The following is a 16,839-nucleotide window of genomic DNA, read 5'->3' on the forward strand; positions in this document are numbered from 1 at the left end:
CCGGTGATGCTACGAGGCGGCGCTCGCGGCGGTCTGCGTCATCGAGTCGAGCATCCCGTCGAGCGTCGTCGGGTTCTGCACGAGCGCGAGCATCCCGTCCCACCAGGCCCGCTGCACCGACGCGGGCATCGAGTCCCCCGCACCGAAGCGCGTGACGTCGGCTCCGGTGAGGTGGTCCGCGACCGCGCGGGCGACGGGGTCGTCGTACGCCTCCGCGGGGACGCTCCGGTTGACGGACGTGTACCCGCCCAGCTCGACCCAGGCGGTCTGCGCGTCGGCGCCGACGAGGTAGGCGAGGAACGAGCGGGCGGCGGGCGTGTCGTTCATCATGACGACGACGTCGCCGCCCACGGTGACCGCCCCGGCGTGGGCCGGGTCCACCGCGGGGAACGGGAAGAAGCCGTAGTCGTCGCCCGGTGTCAGGTCCGGGAAGGACGACGAGATGAACCCCTGTGCGAACGACGCCATCGAGTACATGAACGCCGTGGGCGGGTCGGCGTAGAGCGGGACGACCCCGTCGGCGTCGCCCGTCGTGAGGATGCCCTGCGTGCCGCCGAGCACGTACCCCGGCGCCTGGACGAGGGCGTCGAACCGGTCGAAGGCTCCCCGGACGCACGGGTCGGTCCACGGCACGTCGGCGGCGACCCACCGGTCGTAGAGGTCCGGTCCGCAGCCGCCGAGCACGAGCGAGGAGATCCAGTCGGTGAGCGCCCAGCCGCTGCCCGGGCCGCGGGGTGCCACGAGCGAGAACGGGGTGCCGCCGTCCGCCACCATGCGGTCCGCCAGCGCCGTCAGGTCGTCCCAGGTCGTTGGCACGTCGTACCCGCCGGCCGCGAACGCCGGCGGCGCGTACCAGACGGTCGACTTGTCGGAGACCTTGACGTAGATGCCGTAGAGCCGGCCGTCGTCGCTGCCGAGGTCGCGCCACGCCGGCGAGTAGTCCGCCGTCACCTCGTCCATGTCGAGCACGCCGTCGAGCGGCACGAGCGCCCCGGCCTGCGCGAGCTCGTGCAGCAGCCCGGGGTTCGGCAGGACGGCGAGGTCGGGAGGGTCCGCGGCCGCGGTGCGGTCCGCCAGGTCGGCCGCGACGTCGCTGGACCCGTGCCAGTCGACCGAGCCGCCGGTGTCGCTCTCCCACGTGGACGCGACCGAGGCGAACGCGTCGTACTCCGGGCCGCTCCACAACCCGACGACGTCCACCGCACCACCGGACGTGGTGGTGGGAGCAGGGCTGTCCGCACCGGTGCACGCTGCGGTCGACGCGGCGACGAGCAGGGTGAGGGTCACTGCGGTCCTGCGGTGCGCGGTCATCGTCGTCCCGGGGGTGTCGGCCGGATGCTGGAATCGTTCCACGACGACCCGCCTGCGCCCATCCTGACCGCCTCGGCGGCCGGGCGCGTGCGGCCACCGTAGGCTCGTGAACCGTGACCCCGACGCCCGCGACCCCTCGACCGCTCTGGATCGGCACCTACCCCGAGGCGGGCGCCGGTACCCCGGCCGGCCGGGGCGAGGGGATCTGGCGCGTCGACCTCGACCCCGCCACCGGCGTCCTGTCCGGCGCGCGCCTGGTCGTGGAGACACCCGCGCCGTCGTTCGTCGTCGCGCACCCGACCGCGCCGGTGCTGTACGCCGTCGACGAGGAGAGCGAGGGCGCCGTCACGGTGTTCGACGTGGTCGACGGCGGCCTGCGCCCGCGGGCCACGGTCGCGTCGGGCGGGGCAGACCCGTGCCACCTGCTGCTCGACGTCGACGCCCGGACGCTGCTCGTGGCCAACTACAGCTCGGGCACGCTCGGCGTGATCCCGCTCGAGGCGGACGGCGGGTTCACCGCCGAGGTGCTGGCCGTGGGCGGTCCCGCGCAGGTGCTCGGGCACACGGGCGCCGGCCCGCACCCCGATCGGCAGGAGGCGCCCCACGCCCACTTCGTCGCCGTGGCTCCGGGCGGCCGGCACGTGCTCGTCGTCGACCTGGGCACGGACGAGGTGCGGCGCTACTCGCGCGACGCGGACACCGGGTTGCTCACCGAGGACGGCGTGGCCGTCGCGCTGCCGCCCGGGACCGGGCCGCGGCACCTCGCGTTCGCGCCCGACGGCGGCCGCGCGTACCTGGTCGGCGAGCTCGACTCGTCGGTGCACGTGGTCGCGTGGGACGAGGGGGCGGCGCACGGTGAGGTCGTGCAGACGCTCCCGGCGACGGACAGCGGCGACCCGGAGCGCCGGCTCCCCGCGCACGTGCTGCTCGACGGCGACCGGCTGCTCGTCGGCGTGCGTGGCCCGGACGGGGTCGCCCGGTTCTCGGTCGACGGCGACGGGCTGCTGCGGCCCGAGGACGAGCATGCGCTGCCGGGGTCCTGGCCGCGGCACCACCTGGTGGTCGACGGCTGGACCGTCGTCGCGCACCAGGAGAGCGGCGGGGTGGTGGTGCTCGGCGAAGACGGTGCCACGGTCGGGTCGGCGCCAGTGCCGTCGCCCGCATGCATCGCGCCCGCCGCTGTCTGAGGGGCCCGCATGCATCGCGCCCGCCGCTGTCTAAGGGGCCCCACGAGCATCACGCCCGGACGCCGACCGGGCGCGGCCGCCCGCGAAGTCACAGGGAGCGCGCGATCGTGACAGGCACCGTGACCGAATCGTGACCTTCTGCACTTACTGTCCGGTAAGTCTTTGTGGTTGCCTGGCGTCAGCCGAGCGACCGCTGTGAGCGACGCCGGGGCAACGACGCCTCGGCAGGAGCGGGCGCGCGAGTCGGCCCGGCAGGGGGCCGGCCGAGTCTGCGTCACAAGGGAGTGACCCGTGCGTCGAGCCCGCACCACCCGTCCCCGTCCCCAGCGCTGGACCGGTGCGCTCGCCGCTCTCGCGGCCGTCGTGCCGCTCGCGCTCGTCGCGACCGCCGGACCCGCGACCGCCGCCCCGGGCGACCTCGCGCTGACCGGCACCGCGAGCGCGTCGCAGTTCCAGTCCGACGCGGACGGCACCTTCCCGCCGGGCGCGGCGACGGACGGCGACCCGGGCACGCGGTGGGCGAGCGGCAACGGGCCCGACGAGGACGTCCCGTTCACCGCGTGGCTGCAGGTCGACCTCGGCACGACGGCGGCCGTCGACCACGTGGTGCTCGCCTGGGAGGCCGCGTACGCGCGGGGGTACGAGCTGCAGGTCGCGACGGCGGACCCGGGCGACCCGGCGTCGTGGAGCACGGTGCACACCGAGGCGGCGGGCGACGGCGGCACGGACGACGTCACGCTCGCGACCCCCGCGGACGCGCGCTACGTCCGGCTCCAGATGAACCAGCGGACGAGCTTCGACTGGGACCCGTCGCGCCTGCACTGGTACGGGTACTCGCTGTTCTCGCTCGAGGTCTACGGCACGCCCGCCGAGGTGGCGACGGCGTTCGGCACGTCGGGCGTCACCGTCCCGGCGGGCAGCGACGCGACCGTCCCGGTCGTGCTCGCCGTCCCCGCGGCGACGACGCAGTCGGTGCACGTGTCGTCGACCGGCGGCACCGCGACGGCCGGCGCGGACTACACCGCGGTCGACCAGGTCGTGACGTTCGCACCCGGTGAGACCAGCAAGGACGTCACGGTGACCACCGTCGACCACGGTCCGCTCGCGCAGGTCGGCACGGTCGTCCTCACGCTCGACTCCCCGTCCGCCGGCCTCGTCCTGGGCGGCCGCACGACCGCCACGGTGACGATCACCCCGCACGGCCAGCTCCCCGACGTCGGTGCCGTCACGGTGCTCGACGACTACGAGGACGGCGTCCCCGCGGGCTACACGACGTGGGGCATCAGCGCCCCCGTGACCCCCGTGCTCACGACGGCCCCGGCCGACCACGACGGCGACGCGCTCGTCGCCACCGTGTCGGGCGCGCCCGCGCCCGGCGACTGGTTCGGCTTCACGCACGACACGTCGCCCACCGACTGGTCCGCGCACGACGGCTTCACGTTCTGGTTCCTCGGCACGGGCGGCGGCGGCCTCCTCCGCCACGAGGTGAAGAGCAACGGCCAGCTGTTCGAGACGTCCGTTGTCGACGACACCGCAGGCTGGCGGCGGGTCAACGTCGCGTTCGCGACGCTGCGGCTCAAGAACGACCCGGCGTCCGACGCACGGTTCGACCCGCACGTGTCCGCCGGCTTCGCCGTGACGCTGACCGACCTCGGTGCGGGTGCGTGGCAGTTCGACGACCTCGGCCTGTACGACCGCGTCACGACGGTCGAGGACGCCGAGGGCGACGTGCCGATCGCCGAGCCGGGCACGACCGTCGGCCTGTTCACGTGGGGCTCGGCCGGTGCCGACGTGACGCTGGGCGTCACGCAGCAGGACCGCGAGGGCGGCCCGGCCGACAACCACGTGCTGTCCGGCACGTACCTCATCCCGTCGGGCGGCTGGGGCGGGTTCAGCGAGAACCTCGCCGCCGGGCAGGACTGGAGCTCGTTCCGGGGCATCCGGCTGCTCTGGTACGCGTCGCAGGACAACCGGCCCGCGTCGCCGACCGCGGGTGACGACATCAAGGTCGAGCTCAAGGACGGCGGCCCCGACGGCGAGCACTCCGAGCTGTGGGCCACCACGTTCAAGGACAACTGGTCGCCCGACGGCAGCCGGTGGAAGATCGTCGACCTGCCGTTCTCGCAGTTCACGCTCAGCGGCTACCAGCCGGGCGACGCCGCGACCCGCAACGGCACCCTCGACCTGACGTCGTCGTGGGGGTACGCGCTCACGTTCGTGCCGGGCACGGCTGCCGCCAAGGCGTGGGCCGTCGACGACGTGCAGCTCTACGGCTCGGCCGTCCCCGCGCCGACCGCCACGGTGACCGCCGCGCAGGACGTCGTGCTCGTCGACCCGGGCGAGACCGCGCACGTGCCGGTGGTCCTCACGACGACCGACGGCCAGCCGCTCACCGGCCCCGTGACCGTCACGTACGCCAACGGGCCCGGCACCGCGACGGCGGGCGAGCACTACGACGCCTTCAGCGGCACGCTCACGTTCGACGCGGGCACGGCCTCGGGGACGACGCAGACGGTCGACGTGGTCACCCACGCCACGGCCACGGTCGACGACGCCCGCACGGTCGAGGTCACCCTCGCCGCGACGGGCGCTGCGGTCGGCACGTCGCCCCGCGTGGTGCTCGACGCCGTCGGCGCGCCGTACCTCGACGCGACTCTCCCGACCGCGCAGCGCGTCGACGACCTGCTGGGCCGCATGACGCTGGCCGAGAAGCTCGGCCAGATGACCCAGGCCGAGCGCCTCGGTCTGAAGTCCCCGCAGCAGATCGCGGACCTGGCCCTCGGCTCGGTGCTGTCGGGCGGCGGTTCCGTCCCCGCGGCCAACACGGCGACGGGCTGGGCGGACATGGTCGACGGCTTCCAGCGCCAGGCCCTGTCCACCCGGCTGCAGATCCCGCTGATCTACGGCGTCGACGCCGTGCACGGCCACAACAACGTGGTCGGGGCGACGATCTTCCCGCACAACGAGGGCCTCGGTGCCGCGCGCGACGCCGACCTCGTCGAGCAGACGCACCGTGCGACGGCGGCCGAGGTGCGTGCGACCGGCGTCCCGTGGGCGTTCGCGCCGTGCCTGTGCGTCACGCGCGACGAGCGCTGGGGGCGCAGCTACGAGTCGTTCGGCGAGGACCCCGCCCTGGTCACGGCCATGGCCGAGCCCGCGATCACCGGCCTGCAGGGACTCGACGCGGCCGACATGTCCGGCGCCGACGAGGTGCTCGCCACCGCGAAGCACTGGACCGGCGACGGCGGCACGACGTACGACCCGGCGCTCGCGGGCTCCGGCTACCCGATCGACCAGGGCATCACGCACGTCGCCTCGCTGGACGAGCTGCGACGGCTGTACGTCGCGCCGTACGAGCCGGCGATCGCGGCGGGTGTCGGGTCGATCATGCCGTCGTACTCGGCCGTCTCGGTCGCGGGCGGCGACCCCGTCCGGATGCACGAGAACGGCGCGCTGAACACCGACCTGCTCAAGGGCGAGCTCGGCTTCGACGGGTTCCTCATCAGCGACTGGGAGGGCATCGACAAGCTCCCGGGCGGCACGTACGCCGAGAAGGCGGCGCGGTCGGTCAACGCCGGTCTCGACATGGCGATGGCGCCGTACAACTTCGCGACGTTCGTCCAGTCGATGACGACGAACGTCGAGAGCGGCGCCGTCTCGCAGGCCCGGGTCGACGACGCGGTCCGCCGGATCCTCACGCAGAAGTTCGCGCTCGGCCTGTTCGAGCAGCCGTTCACCGACCGGTCGCAGGCCGGCGTCGTCGGCTCGGACGCCCACCGGGCGGTCGCCCGGACGGCGGCGGCCGAGTCGCAGGTGCTCCTGAAGAACGACGCCGTCCTCCCGCTCGCCAAGGACGCGCACGTGTACGTCGCGGGCTCCAACGCCGACGACCTCGGCAACCAGGCCGGCGGCTGGACGATCTCGTGGCAGGGCTCGTCCGGTCCGATCACGACCGGGACGACGATCCTCGGCGGGATCCAGCAGGTCGCCCCCGGTGCCTCCGTCACGTACTCCGAGGACGCCTCGGCGCCCGTCGGCGACGCGACGGTCGGTGTCGTCGTGGTCGGTGAGACGCCGTACGCCGAGGGTCAGGGCGACGTCGGCAACAACGGCAGGAGCCTGTCGCTGTCGGCTGCCGACCGGACCGCGATCGACCGCGTCTGCGGCGCCGTGCCGTGCGCGGTGCTCGTCGTCTCGGGCCGCCCGCAGCTCGTCACGGACCAGCTCGGTGAGATCGACGCGCTCGTCGCGTCGTGGCTGCCCGGCTCGGAGGGTGCGGGGGTCGCGGACGTGCTGTTCGGCGACCGTCCCTTCACCGGCCGCCTGCCCGTGACGTGGCCGGCGACCGCCGAGCAGGTGCCGGTCAACGTCGGCGACGACACGTACGACCCGCTGTACGCGTACGGGTGGGGCCTGCGCACGGACGCGCAGCGCGACCGCCTCACGACGGTCGTGGCCGACCTCCCGGCGGGTGCCGCGCGCGACGCGGTGCAGGCGGTGCTCGACGCACCCGTGTGGTCGGGTTCGTCGCTCGACCCGGCGACGCTCGCGACGTCGGTCCCGCTCCTCGCGCACGCCGCCGGCCTGCTCGACGGCACGGACCGCGGCACGGCGCGAGCGGCGGGGCTCGTCGTCTCGCTGCTCCGCGACCTCGCGCAGGCGACGGTCGTCGGGGCGTCCATGAACGCCCTGCCCGACGACGCCGTCGCCCTCACCGCCGACGCCGAGCACGCCCTCATGTCCGGCGCGGCGGGCGACGCCGCCGAGCTCCTCGCACGCGTCGCCGGTGTCTCGACGACCGCGCCGGTGGCGTCGAGGACGACGCTCTCGCTCTCGTCGCCCGTCGCGGTCCTCGGCCGGCCGGTCACGGCCCGCGTCACGGTCACCGCGGAGGGGACGACCCCGACCGGCACGGTCGAGATCCAGGCGGACGGGGTCCCGGTGGCGAACGTCACCCTGACCCACGGCACCGGCAAGGTGACATTCCCGGCGACGCTCGCCGCGGGCCATCACCGGCTCGTCGCGGTCTACGGGGGAGCCCCCGCCGCCGACCCGCCCGTGCTGGGCTCGTCGTCGAAGGCCGTCCCGCTCACCGTCCTCAAGACCCTCCCGAGGGTCTCCACCGACGGCACCGACTGGTCGGTCCGCGCCAAGGACCCGAAGGTGGTCCAGGTGCAGGTCAGCGGTGTCCCGGGCGTCACACCGACCGGCACGGTCGACGTGTGGGTCAACGGCGCCCGCCGCGGCAGCGCGACCCTCGACGCCGCCGGCCACGCGACCGTCACGCTGCCGTCGTCGACCAGGACCTCGCTCGTCGTCGTGACGTACCGCGGCGACGACGGCTACCTCCCGTGGGCGTCCCTTCCTCACCTGCTGGTGGTGCGCTGAGAGGCGGGCAGCCCGCGCGCGACCCCCGTTCCCGCGCGGGCTGCCCGGGGTGTGCGTGAGAATGGGCGTCAGACCCGTCCGCCCTCTGGAGCCCCCGTGACCTTCGAGCACGCCCCCCGCGTCGCCATGCTCTCGGTGCACACCTCACCCCTGGAGCAACCCGGCACGGGCGATGCGGGCGGCATGAACGTCTACGTGCTCGAGCTGTCCCGGGCGCTGGCCGCCCGCGGCGCGCGCGTCGAGATCTTCACGCGCGCCACGTCGTCGGACCTCCCCGAGACGGTGGTGCTGCCCGGCGCCGACGCGGCCGGCCGCGAGCTCACGCCCGACGAGTCCCGCGACGTGCTCCTCGCGCACGCCGTCGAGCCCGGCATCACCCCGCCCGTGCTGGTGCACCACGTACCCGCGGGCCCGTTCGAGCGGCTCGACAAGAACGACCTGCCGGGCGTGCTGTGCGGCATGGCCGCCGGCGTGCTGCGCTCGGAGGCCGCGCGCCGTCCCGGCTGGTACGACGTCGTCCACTCGCACTACTGGCTGTCCGGCCAGGTCGGCCGCATCGCCGCCGACCGGTGGGAGGTGCCGCTCGTGCACACCGCCCACACCCTCGCCCGCGTGAAGAACGCGTCCCTCGCCCCCGGCGACACCCCCGAGCCGCACGGCCGCGTGCTCGGCGAGGAGCAGGTGGTCGCCGAGGCGGACGCGCTCGTGGCCAGCACGCCGTGCGAGGCGCACGAGCTCGTCGAGCTGTACGGCGCCGACCCGTCCCGCGTGCACGTCGTCGAACCCGGCGTGGACCTCGACCGGTTCGCCCCCGTCCCCGCCGCCTCGCGCGTCGCCGCACGTCAGGCGCTGGGTCTGCCGGTCGACCGCGACATCGTGCTGTTCGCCGGCCGGGTCCAGGCCCTCAAGGCGCCCGACGTGCTGGTCCAGGCGCTCGGCGTGCTGCGCGCGACCGGCCGGCCCGTGCCGCTCCTCGTCGTGCTCGGGGGCCCGTCCGGCCGCTCCACCGCCGTGCGGGAGCTGCAGGCGCTCGCGGCCGTGACCGGCGTGCCCGACGACGTGGTCGTCCGCCCGCCCGCCGACCGCGACACGCTCGCCACCTGGTACCACGCAGCTGACGTCGTCGCGATGCCGTCGCGCTCCGAGTCGTTCGGGCTGGTCGCCGCGGAAGCGCAGGCCAGCGGCGTGCCGGTCGTGGCCGCCGCCGTCGGTGGCCTGCGGTCGATCGTCGAGGACGGCACGTCCGGCCGCCTCGTCCGCGGGCACGACCCGGCGGTCTGGGCCGACGTGCTGTCCGACGTCCTCGCCGACCGGGCAGCGCTCGCCACGATGTCGGGCGGCGCCCGTCAGGTCGCCGAACGCTTCGGCTGGGGCACGACGGCCGACCAGCTCCTCAAGGTCTACGGCGTCGCCGCCGAGTCCCGCTGACGCTCACTCCGGCTGCCAGAGCTCGATCCGGTTGCCCTCGGGGTCGCTGACCCACCCGAACCGGCCGACGCCGTCCATGTCCTGCACCTCGTCGGCGACCGTCCCGCCCGCGGCCCGCACCTGCGCGAGCATGGCGTCGAGGTCGTCCACCCGGAAGTTGAGCATCGTCTGCTGCTCGACGGGGAAGTAGTCGCTCGCGCGCTCGAACGCCGCGAAGACGGTCGGCCCTGCGGACGGCTGCCAGAGCCCGTGCTCGTCGAGGTCGAGCCCGAGCACGTCCCGGTACCAGGCGCTCAGCGCCGCGGGGTCGGACGCGCGCACGAAGTACCCACCGATTCCGGTCACCCGCTCCATGGCGCTCAGCATGGCAGCAGGTCGACGGACAAGCGACGGACGTCCCGCACGCACCCGGCGACGCTGCGGCAGGATGGCCCCATGACCTACACCCTCGTGCTGCTCCGCCACGGCGAGAGCGAGTGGAACGCCAAGAACCTGTTCACCGGCTGGGTCGACGTGGCCCTCTCCGAGAAGGGCATCGAGGAGGCGAAGCGCGGCGGCACGCTGCTCACCGACGCGGGCGTGCTGCCCGACGTGGTGCACACGTCGCTGCTGCGCCGCGCGATCACCACGGCGAACCTCGCGCTCGACGCCGCGGACCGCCACTGGATCCCCGTCAAGCGCAGCTGGCGCCTGAACGAGCGTCACTACGGCGCCCTGCAGGGCAAGGACAAGAAGCAGACGCTCGACGAGTACGGCGAGGAGCAGTTCATGCTCTGGCGCCGCTCGTACGACGTGCCGCCGCCGGACATCACGCCCGGCTCGGAGTTCTCGCAGGACGCCGACCCGCGCTACGCCGGTGAGCCGATCCCGCTGGCCGAGGCGCTCGCGCAGGTCCTCGACCGCGCGCTGCCGTACTGGACCTCGGACATCGTCCCGGACCTGCAGGCCGGCAAGGTCGTGCTGGTCGCGGCGCACGGCAACTCGATCCGCGCGCTGGTCAAGCACCTCGACGACGTGGACGACGCGACGATCGCCGGGATCAACATCCCGACGGGCATCCCGCTGCTCTACACGCTCGACGAGGAGACCCTCAAGCCGACCAACCCGGGCGGCACGTACCTCGACCCCGAGGCGGCCGCGGAGGCCATCAAGGCGGTCGCGAACCAGGGTCGCTGACCCTCGGGAGCATCCACCGACGCGCCGGTCACCCCTCGGGTGACCGGCGCGTCGTCGTGTCGGAGCGGTCGAACGCCGCGATCGCGGCCCGCGTGGCCGACATCCGCCAGCCCGTCTCGACGATCTCCTCGAGCTCGGCCCAGTCGGGCGAGTGCGCCTTGTCGAGGTGCGCGGCGACCCACCCGTGCCGGCCCATGTACGGCGCGACGAAGTACCGGTCGGGGTCGCGCGCGACGATCGCCTGCTGCTCGTGCCGGTCCGCCTTGCACCACAGCGCGAGCCGCCCGTCGCCGTGGTGGTCGGGCAGGATCCACGCGAACCGCTTGCCGCGCGTGAAGAACCCGGTGTTCCCGTACGGGTCGACCTCGGCGGTCGCCTCGGGGAGCCGCGCGACGACGTCGCCGATCCGCCGTCGTGCCTCGGCGACGTCGTCGTCGCCCCACCCGAGCACCCGCCCCTGGCTCACCGCCCCACGCTACCGACGCCGGGTGCACTGCGTCGCCCGTCGAGTTCGGAGGTTGCGGTCGAGTTCGGGGCTTGCAACCCACGAAGTCGCCTCGAACCCACGAACTCGGCTCCGCAGGTCCGGGACCGACCCGGGGTCAGACGGGCGGGGCGGCGAGGGCGGCGGTGGCCGGGTTCGTGCCACCCAGCCGCGCGAGCGCCGCGGTCCCGTCGCCCGTCCGGCGCAGGCACGAGGTGGTCCGCGCGGGTCGAGCGGGTGCCCGTCAGGAGGCGGAGATCTCCTCGCCGACGGTGCCGGTCACCAGGTACACGACACGGCGCGCGACGGAGACGCCGTGGTCGCCGAACCGCTCGTAGTAGCGACCGACGAGCGTGACGTCCACGGTCTCCTGCGGGGTGCCCGCCCACGAGCCGTTGAGCAGCGCCGTGAACGTGTCCTCGTGCAGCTCGTCGAGCAGGTCGTCGTCCTGCTCGATGGCCTCGGCGATCGCGAGGTCCCGGTTCTCGAGCAGCGTCGAGAGGCGCCGGGCGACCCGGACGGCGGCGTCGTGCATCTCGGCGAACGTGCCGGACAGCCCGTGCGGGATGGCGTGACGCGGATACCGACCGCGGGCGACCTGCGCGATGTGCCGGGCGAGGTCGCCCATGCGCTCGAGGGTCGCGCTCATCCGCAGCGCGGACACGACGATCCGCAGGTCGGTGGCGACCGGTGCCTGCTGGGCGAGCAGCAGCACGCAACGCTCGTCGAGGTCGCGCTCGAGCTCGTCGATCTCGAGGTCGCCGGCGATGACCTGCTCGGCGAGCGCGAGGTCGGCGGTCAGCAGCGCGACTCCGGCGTCGGTGATCGCGCGCTCGACCCGGCTCGCGAGGGTGACCAGGTCGTCGCCGAGCTGGGTGAGCTCGGCGTCGAAGATGTCCCGCATGTGATCCTCTCCTGTCGCGGCGGGGTGCCGCGCGGTCGTCAGGCTGACACCGGCAGATGAACGGCCGGGCTCTGCCAGGTGAACGCAGGGCGGCAGTTGGACCGCGCGGCGGAGCGGGAGGGGCCCGTCATCTTGCGCAGACGTCCGACTTGCCCGTTACGTTCTGGGTGTGAGCGGCATCACATCGTTGGTGGGCGCACCGGGGGTCAAGATCACGGCTCCCACGCTCGGGGGCTTCGTCGTGCCACGGCCGGACCGGGTCGCCGACCTGGACGCGCTGGTCACCGGGCACCGCGTCACGCTCGTCGTCGCGCCCGCCGGGTTCGGCAAGTCGACGCTGCTGGCGTCCTGGACCGCGACCGTCTGCGACCGGCCCGTCGCGTGGCTCGCGCTCGACGCGTCCGACGACGACCCCGCCCGCCTGCTGCACGGCCTCGCGCATGCCGTCGCGGCGGTGGTCCCGGGTGGGGCGGCCCGGACCGTCGACGAGCTGCTCGTGGCCCTCGACCGCGCACCCGACGGGCTCGTGGTCGTGGTCGACGACGTGCAGGCGCTCGGCGCCGACGTGGTCCGGGACGTGCTCGGCCGGCTCGTCCGCTACGCACCGCCCGGCCTGCGGCTGGTCCTCGCCGGCCGGTACGACCCGCCGCTGCCGCTGCACCGGCTGCGCCTCGCCGGCGAGCTCGGCGAGGTCCGGGAGCGGGCGCTCGCGTTCGACGGGACGGAGGTCGCGCGGCTCGCCTCGTCGTCGGGCGTGGAGCTCAGCGCGAGCGAGGCCGAGGAGCTGCGCGGGCTGACGGGCGGCTGGCCGGTCGCGGTCCGGATGTCGCTCCTGTCGCTCGCGGCGGGCGACGACCCCGGCGCGCGCGTCCGGCGCATGCCCGCGCTCGCCGTACCGGTCGCGGACTACCTGGTCGACGAGGTCCTCGACGGCCTCCCCGCCCCGCTCGCGGAGTTCGTGCTGCGGGCCACGGTCGACGACGTGGTGGACCCGGTGCTCGCGGAGCGGCTCGTCCCCGGCGGTGCGCGGCTGCTCGACGAGTGCGTCGCCCGCGGCCTGTTCCTCACGCGGACGGTGCCGAACGCTCGCGACGAGGGCCCCGTGTACCGCTGGCACGCGCTGTTCGCCGCGCAGTGCCGGGTGCTGCAGGGGCGGCGCGACCCGGACCTGCTGGTCGCGACCCACCGGCTCGTCGCCGAGCACCGCCGCTCGACGGACTGGGTGTCGGCCGTCCGGCACGCGTCGGCGGCCGGCGACGACGCGGTCGCGGCCGGCCTGCTGCACGCGCACTGGGCCGACCTGCTGGTCGAGGGCGACACGGCCCTGCTCCGGCGGCTCCTCGCACAGCTCCCCGCGACGCTCGCGCGCGACCCGGGCGTGCTGCTCGCGGCGGCGGCGGCCGACGTGCAGGACGGCGACGGCGACCTCGTCGCGCTCGCGCACGCCCGCCGCGCGGCGCAGGGGGCCTGGTCGGACACCGACGAGCTCGTCGGCCGGCTCCTCGGACCCGTGCTGTCGTCGGCGGGCCAGACCCCGGCCGCTGTGGCGTGGGCGACCCCGGCGCTCGACGCCCCCGACGTCGACCCGGCCACCCGGGCGTTCGGCCTGTACCTCGTGGGGCGCGTCGAGGCGCAGACCGGCGTCGACACGCGCCGCGCGCGCGACCACCTCACCGAGGGCGCGACGGTCGCGGCGGCGAACGGGCTCCCGGCGATCGCCGCAGGCTGCCGCGCGGAGCAGAGCCTCTTGCTCGCGGACGACGGCGAGCTCACCCGGGCCGACGACACCGCGGGGCACGTGCTCGACCAGGGCGCCGAGCACGGCTGGACGCGGACGAGCGCGCTCGCCGCCGCGCACCTCGCCCGCGGCGTGACGGCGTTCTGGCAGGACCGGCTCGCCGACGCGCGCAGGCACCTGGCCGCCGCCCAGACCGGCGCCGGTCGGCAGCGGCCCGAGGTGGCGGTCCGGGCGGCGGCGGTGCTCGCGCTCGTCTGCCTCGCGCAGGACGACGGCGCCGGCTTCGCGCGTGCCCGCGCCGCGGTGGGGGACGACCCGCGGTGGCGGACCGTGGCCTCGTTCGCGGACGTGCTCGGCGTGGTCGACACCGTCGCGCACGTGCGGCACGGCGACCTCGCGGCCGGGCTGCGGACCGCCCACGAGGCCGCCGACGTCGCGCACCCGCTCGCGACGGTGTGGGAGGCCGAGACGCAACGGCTCGCGGGCCACTCGGACGCCGCGGACCGCGCCCTCGACCGGCTCGACGGCCTCCGGATCCCGGCTCACGTCGAAGTCTCGGCCGCACTCACCCGGGCGCTGCTGCGGTCCGCGCAGCACGACGAGGCCGGCGCGCACCGCGAGCTCGAGCACGCGCTCGCCGTCGCCGCGCCCGAAGGCGTGCGCCGCCCGTTCGCCGACCGCGCCGACGACCTGCACGCCCTGCTCGTCGACCACCTGGCGTGGGGCAGCGCGCACGAGGAGTTCGTCGCCGGCCTGCTCGCGTCGGCGCCGCCCGCCCGCACCTCACGCCCGGCCGTCCGCGCGTGGGAGCTCACGGCCCGCGAGCACGAGGTGCTGGTGCGGCTGCGGTCGACGATGACCACCACCGAGATCGGCGCCGCGCTGTTCGTCTCGACCAACACCGTCAAGACCCACCAGCGGTCGATCTACCGCAAGCTCGGCGTCGCGGGCCGCCGCGAGGCCGTCCGTCTGGCCGCGGCGAACGGTCTCATCTGAGCTCGTCGGGCTCCGGCACCACGTGCAGCTCGGTGATGTCGAGGCCCAGGTCGTGCAGCAGCGCGACGAGACCGGTGAGCGCGGCCTTGTCCGGCACGCGGCACGACAGCACCGTGCCGGTACCCGTCGGCGTCTCGACGATGTCCGCGAAGTCGTGCAGACGTGCGTCCCGCAGGTCCACGCCCCGCGGGCTGCCGTCGATGCGGATGTGGTACAGCACCCGACCACTGTCCGTCGGGCCGGTCGCGACCGCCTCACGCGCGCGGGGTGAGATGCGGCGCGGGGCTCACCCCGTGCGGGTGAGGCAGCGTCCCGGCGCCGGGGGAACAGTGGAGCCACGGCGGGGAGCACCCCGTCCGCAGGGCGAGCGGCGACGGAGGCCGGCATGGCGCGCACGGTGACGGGTTGGGTCGGCTGGGTCTGGTTCGCGGCGTTCGGCCTGCTCACGGTCGGGCTGTTCAACCTCGTGGCGGGACTGGTCGCCGCCTTCTCGTCGCAGAAGGTGATCGGGTGGACCGGTGAGGGCGTCGCGGTCGTCGACGTGTCCACCTGGGGCTGGGTGCACCTGTTCCTCGGGCTGCTCCTGGTCGTCGCCGGGTTCGCGCTGTTCGGGGGGAGCGCCTGGGCCCGCTACACGGCGGTCGTGCTCGTGGTGCTCAACATGGTCGCCCAGTTCGTGTCCCTGCCGGCCACGCCGTGGTGGTCGCTCGTCGTCATCGTGCTCGACGTGGTGATCCTGTGGGCGCTGGTCGTCCACGGCGCCGAGGTCGAGCGCAGCCTCGCCTGAGACATCGGAGGAGCAGTCATGGCTGAAGTGTTCGGACCCGTCGACCTCTACGCGATCGGCTTCCCCGAGGAGCGTGTGCCGGAGCGCGTGCGCGACGAGCTCCTCGCCCTCCTCGAGAACGACGCCGTCCGCGTCGTCGACCTTGTCGTCGTGCGCAAGTCGCTCGACGGCGAGCTGTCCGTCATCGAGGTCGAGGACTTCGGCGACGAGCTGCAGATCACCGACGTCGAGCTCGCCGGCGCGGGTCTCACGGGCGGCGAGGACGTCGACGAGATCGGCGCCGGCCTGCCCCCGGGCGGCTCGGCCCTCGTCGCGGTCGTCGAGCACGTCTGGGCGCGCGGGTTCGTCGCGGCGGCGCGCGACGCGGGCGCCATCGTCCTGGCCTCGGAGCGGATCCCCGCCGAGGTCGTCAACGCCCTCGTCGAGCTCGACGAGGCCACCGCCCAGAACCTCACCGAGTAGGAGATCGCCATGCCACCGCTCCGCCGTCTGGGACGCCCCGGACTCATCGGCACCGCCGCCCGCACCGCCGTCATCGCCGGGACCGCCTCGGCGACCGTCGGTGCGGTGAACCGGCACCAGGCCAACAAGGAGGCCGCCTCCTACGAGCAGCAGCAGTGGGAGGCCCAGCAGCAGCAGGCGGCGCTCGACGAGGCCGCCCGGCAGGCCGTCGCGCAGGCGCAGGCCGCGGCCCCCGCCCCCGCCCCCGCGCCGGCACCGGCGCCGGCCGAGGACCCCCTGATCGCCAAGCTCAAGCAGCTCGCGGACCTGCACTCCGCCGGGGTGCTCGACGACGCGGAGTTCGCGGCGGCCAAGGCGAAGCTGATCGGCTGAGAGGAGACGACGATGACGACGTTCACCGCCTGGAAGTTCGACACCCCGGACGGCGCGCAGCACGCCGCGGACGCGCTCAAGAGCGCGGAGCAGGACCGGCTCGTCAAGGTGCTCGACCGCGCGATCATCACGTGGCCCGACGGTGCGGCCCGACCGGACATGCACCACACCAACGAGGACAAGCTCCGCGGCACGGGCTGGGGTGCCTTCTGGGGCCTCCTGTTCGGCACGCTGTTCTTCGTCCCCGTGCTGGGTGCGGCGGCCGGTGCGGCGCTCGGCGCGATCGGCAAGGCGGTGTCGGCCGTGGGGCTCAACGAGGACCAGCTGCAGACCATCCGCGACCAGGTCACGCCCGGCACCTCGATGCTCTGCGCGGTCACCACGGAGGGCGACATGGATCGCCTCGGCGAGCGGTTCCACGGCCTGCACTCGACGCTCGTGGCGACCAACCTCACGGAGGCGGAGAAGTCGCTGCTCATGGAGACGTTCGGCTGACACCACCTCCCGCAGGTCACGGGCGACGTGTGCCTCGGTGAACGGTCGATGAACGCTCGTCGACGGCCTCGCGCCGTCGGCGTCCGACGGCCGGGGCGCACGTCCTCGCGG

At 74.6% G+C, this 16,839-nt stretch carries 14 protein-coding genes; 9 read left to right on the forward strand and 5 right to left on the reverse strand.

Annotation, left to right across the window (positions count from 1 at the left end; translation table 11 throughout):
- Nucleotides 1-9: 9 nt before the first annotated feature.
- Nucleotides 10-1,287, reverse strand: a complete 1,278-nt coding sequence (locus tag J7523_RS00115) for an ABC transporter substrate-binding protein (protein WP_291881000.1) — start codon at nucleotides 1,285-1,287, stop codon at nucleotides 10-12.
- Nucleotides 1,288-1,424: 137 nt separating this feature from the next.
- Between J7523_RS00115 and J7523_RS00120 the strand changes: the two genes are divergently transcribed.
- The 3 genes from J7523_RS00120 (at nucleotide 1,425) to J7523_RS00130 (ending at nucleotide 9,314) form a co-directional block, all read left to right on the forward strand.
- The gene (locus J7523_RS00120; protein WP_291881002.1) at nucleotides 1,425-2,498 is read left to right on the forward strand and encodes a lactonase family protein; all 1,074 of its coding nucleotides are present in this window, start codon (nucleotides 1,425-1,427) and stop codon (nucleotides 2,496-2,498) included.
- Nucleotides 2,499-2,789: 291 nt separating this feature from the next.
- Nucleotides 2,790-7,886 (forward strand): glycoside hydrolase family 3 N-terminal domain-containing protein, encoded by a 5,097-nt coding sequence (locus J7523_RS00125; RefSeq protein ID WP_291881004.1) that lies wholly within the window; start codon nucleotides 2,790-2,792, stop codon nucleotides 7,884-7,886.
- A 126-nt stretch (nucleotides 7,887-8,012) separates the two neighbouring features.
- Nucleotides 8,013-9,314 carry a glycosyltransferase gene (locus J7523_RS00130; RefSeq protein ID WP_291881644.1) on the forward strand — a complete coding sequence of 434 codons (1,302 nt, stop codon included), beginning with the start codon at nucleotides 8,013-8,015 and terminating at the stop codon, nucleotides 9,312-9,314.
- A 3-nt stretch (nucleotides 9,315-9,317) separates the two neighbouring features.
- Here the strand turns inward: J7523_RS00130 and J7523_RS00135 are convergent, their stop codons facing one another.
- Nucleotides 9,318-9,668: a VOC family protein gene (locus J7523_RS00135; protein ID WP_291881006.1), complete on the reverse strand. Its 351-nt coding sequence runs from the start codon at nucleotides 9,666-9,668 to the stop codon at nucleotides 9,318-9,320.
- Nucleotides 9,669-9,749: 81 nt separating this feature from the next.
- Here J7523_RS00135 and J7523_RS00140 point away from each other — a divergent pair, with 81 nt between their 5' ends.
- On the forward strand, nucleotides 9,750-10,490 hold the full coding sequence (locus tag J7523_RS00140) for a phosphoglyceromutase (RefSeq protein WP_291881008.1): 741 nt from the start codon (nucleotides 9,750-9,752) through the stop codon (nucleotides 10,488-10,490).
- A 28-nt stretch (nucleotides 10,491-10,518) separates the two neighbouring features.
- Here the strand turns inward: J7523_RS00140 and J7523_RS00145 are convergent, their stop codons facing one another.
- Together J7523_RS00145 and phoU are read right to left on the reverse strand one after the other, a co-directional pair.
- Nucleotides 10,519-10,956: an MmcQ/YjbR family DNA-binding protein gene (locus J7523_RS00145; RefSeq protein ID WP_291881010.1), complete on the reverse strand. Its 438-nt coding sequence runs from the start codon at nucleotides 10,954-10,956 to the stop codon at nucleotides 10,519-10,521.
- Nucleotides 10,957-11,218: 262 nt separating this feature from the next.
- Nucleotides 11,219-11,878: a phosphate signaling complex protein PhoU gene (gene phoU, locus J7523_RS00150; protein WP_291881011.1), complete on the reverse strand. Its 660-nt coding sequence runs from the start codon at nucleotides 11,876-11,878 to the stop codon at nucleotides 11,219-11,221.
- A 169-nt stretch (nucleotides 11,879-12,047) separates the two neighbouring features.
- Between phoU and J7523_RS00155 the strand changes: the two genes are divergently transcribed.
- On the forward strand, nucleotides 12,048-14,612 hold the full coding sequence (locus J7523_RS00155; protein ID WP_291881013.1) for a LuxR C-terminal-related transcriptional regulator: 2,565 nt from the start codon (nucleotides 12,048-12,050) through the stop codon (nucleotides 14,610-14,612).
- On the opposite strand, the gene J7523_RS00160 is transcribed toward J7523_RS00155, so the two are convergent.
- Entirely contained in the window at nucleotides 14,605-14,832 is a 228-nt protein-coding gene (locus J7523_RS00160) for a hypothetical protein (RefSeq protein ID WP_291881015.1), read from the reverse strand. The two genes, J7523_RS00155 and J7523_RS00160, sit on opposite strands and share 8 nt — an antisense overlap.
- 165 nt (nucleotides 14,833-14,997) lie before the next feature.
- Here J7523_RS00160 and J7523_RS00165 point away from each other — a divergent pair, with 165 nt between their 5' ends.
- Genes J7523_RS00165 through J7523_RS00180 form a run of 4 tightly spaced genes read left to right on the forward strand, consistent with a single transcriptional unit; the run spans nucleotide 14,998 to nucleotide 16,728 of the window.
- Nucleotides 14,998-15,399 (forward strand): hypothetical protein, encoded by a 402-nt coding sequence (locus tag J7523_RS00165; protein WP_291881017.1) that lies wholly within the window; start codon nucleotides 14,998-15,000, stop codon nucleotides 15,397-15,399.
- A gap of 18 nt (nucleotides 15,400-15,417) precedes the next feature.
- Nucleotides 15,418-15,861 (forward strand): DUF6325 family protein, encoded by a 444-nt coding sequence (locus tag J7523_RS00170; protein WP_291881018.1) that lies wholly within the window; start codon nucleotides 15,418-15,420, stop codon nucleotides 15,859-15,861.
- 9 nt (nucleotides 15,862-15,870) lie between these two features.
- Complete coding sequence (locus J7523_RS00175; RefSeq protein ID WP_291881020.1) at nucleotides 15,871-16,233, forward strand: SHOCT domain-containing protein; 363 nt, start codon at nucleotides 15,871-15,873, stop codon at nucleotides 16,231-16,233.
- Nucleotides 16,234-16,245: 12 nt separating this feature from the next.
- Nucleotides 16,246-16,728 carry a DUF1269 domain-containing protein gene (locus J7523_RS00180; protein ID WP_291881022.1) on the forward strand — a complete coding sequence of 161 codons (483 nt, stop codon included), beginning with the start codon at nucleotides 16,246-16,248 and terminating at the stop codon, nucleotides 16,726-16,728.
- Nucleotides 16,729-16,839: the final 111 nt, after the last annotated feature.

The sequence above is a fragment of the Cellulomonas sp. genome (assembly GCF_017744555.1).
GTDB lineage: Bacteria > Actinomycetota > Actinomycetes > Actinomycetales > Cellulomonadaceae > Cellulomonas.

Bases quoted from the DNA above. Each gene is read 5' to 3' on its own strand.
- J7523_RS00130 (WP_291881644.1), top strand. From the start codon at position 8,013: ATGCTCTCGGTGCACACCTCACCCCTGGAGCAACCCGGCACGGGCGAT.
- J7523_RS00135 (WP_291881006.1), bottom strand. From the start codon at position 9,668: ATGGAGCGGGTGACCGGAATCGGTGGGTACTTCGTGCGCGCGTCCGAC.
- J7523_RS00140 (WP_291881008.1), top strand. From the start codon at position 9,750: ATGACCTACACCCTCGTGCTGCTCCGCCACGGCGAGAGCGAGTGGAAC.
- phoU (WP_291881011.1), bottom strand. From the start codon at position 11,878: ATGCGGGACATCTTCGACGCCGAGCTCACCCAGCTCGGCGACGACCTG.
- J7523_RS00165 (WP_291881017.1), top strand. From the start codon at position 14,998: ATGGCGCGCACGGTGACGGGTTGGGTCGGCTGGGTCTGGTTCGCGGCG.
- J7523_RS00170 (WP_291881018.1), top strand. From the start codon at position 15,418: ATGGCTGAAGTGTTCGGACCCGTCGACCTCTACGCGATCGGCTTCCCC.
- J7523_RS00175 (WP_291881020.1), top strand. From the start codon at position 15,871: ATGCCACCGCTCCGCCGTCTGGGACGCCCCGGACTCATCGGCACCGCC.
- J7523_RS00180 (WP_291881022.1), top strand. From the start codon at position 16,246: ATGACGACGTTCACCGCCTGGAAGTTCGACACCCCGGACGGCGCGCAG.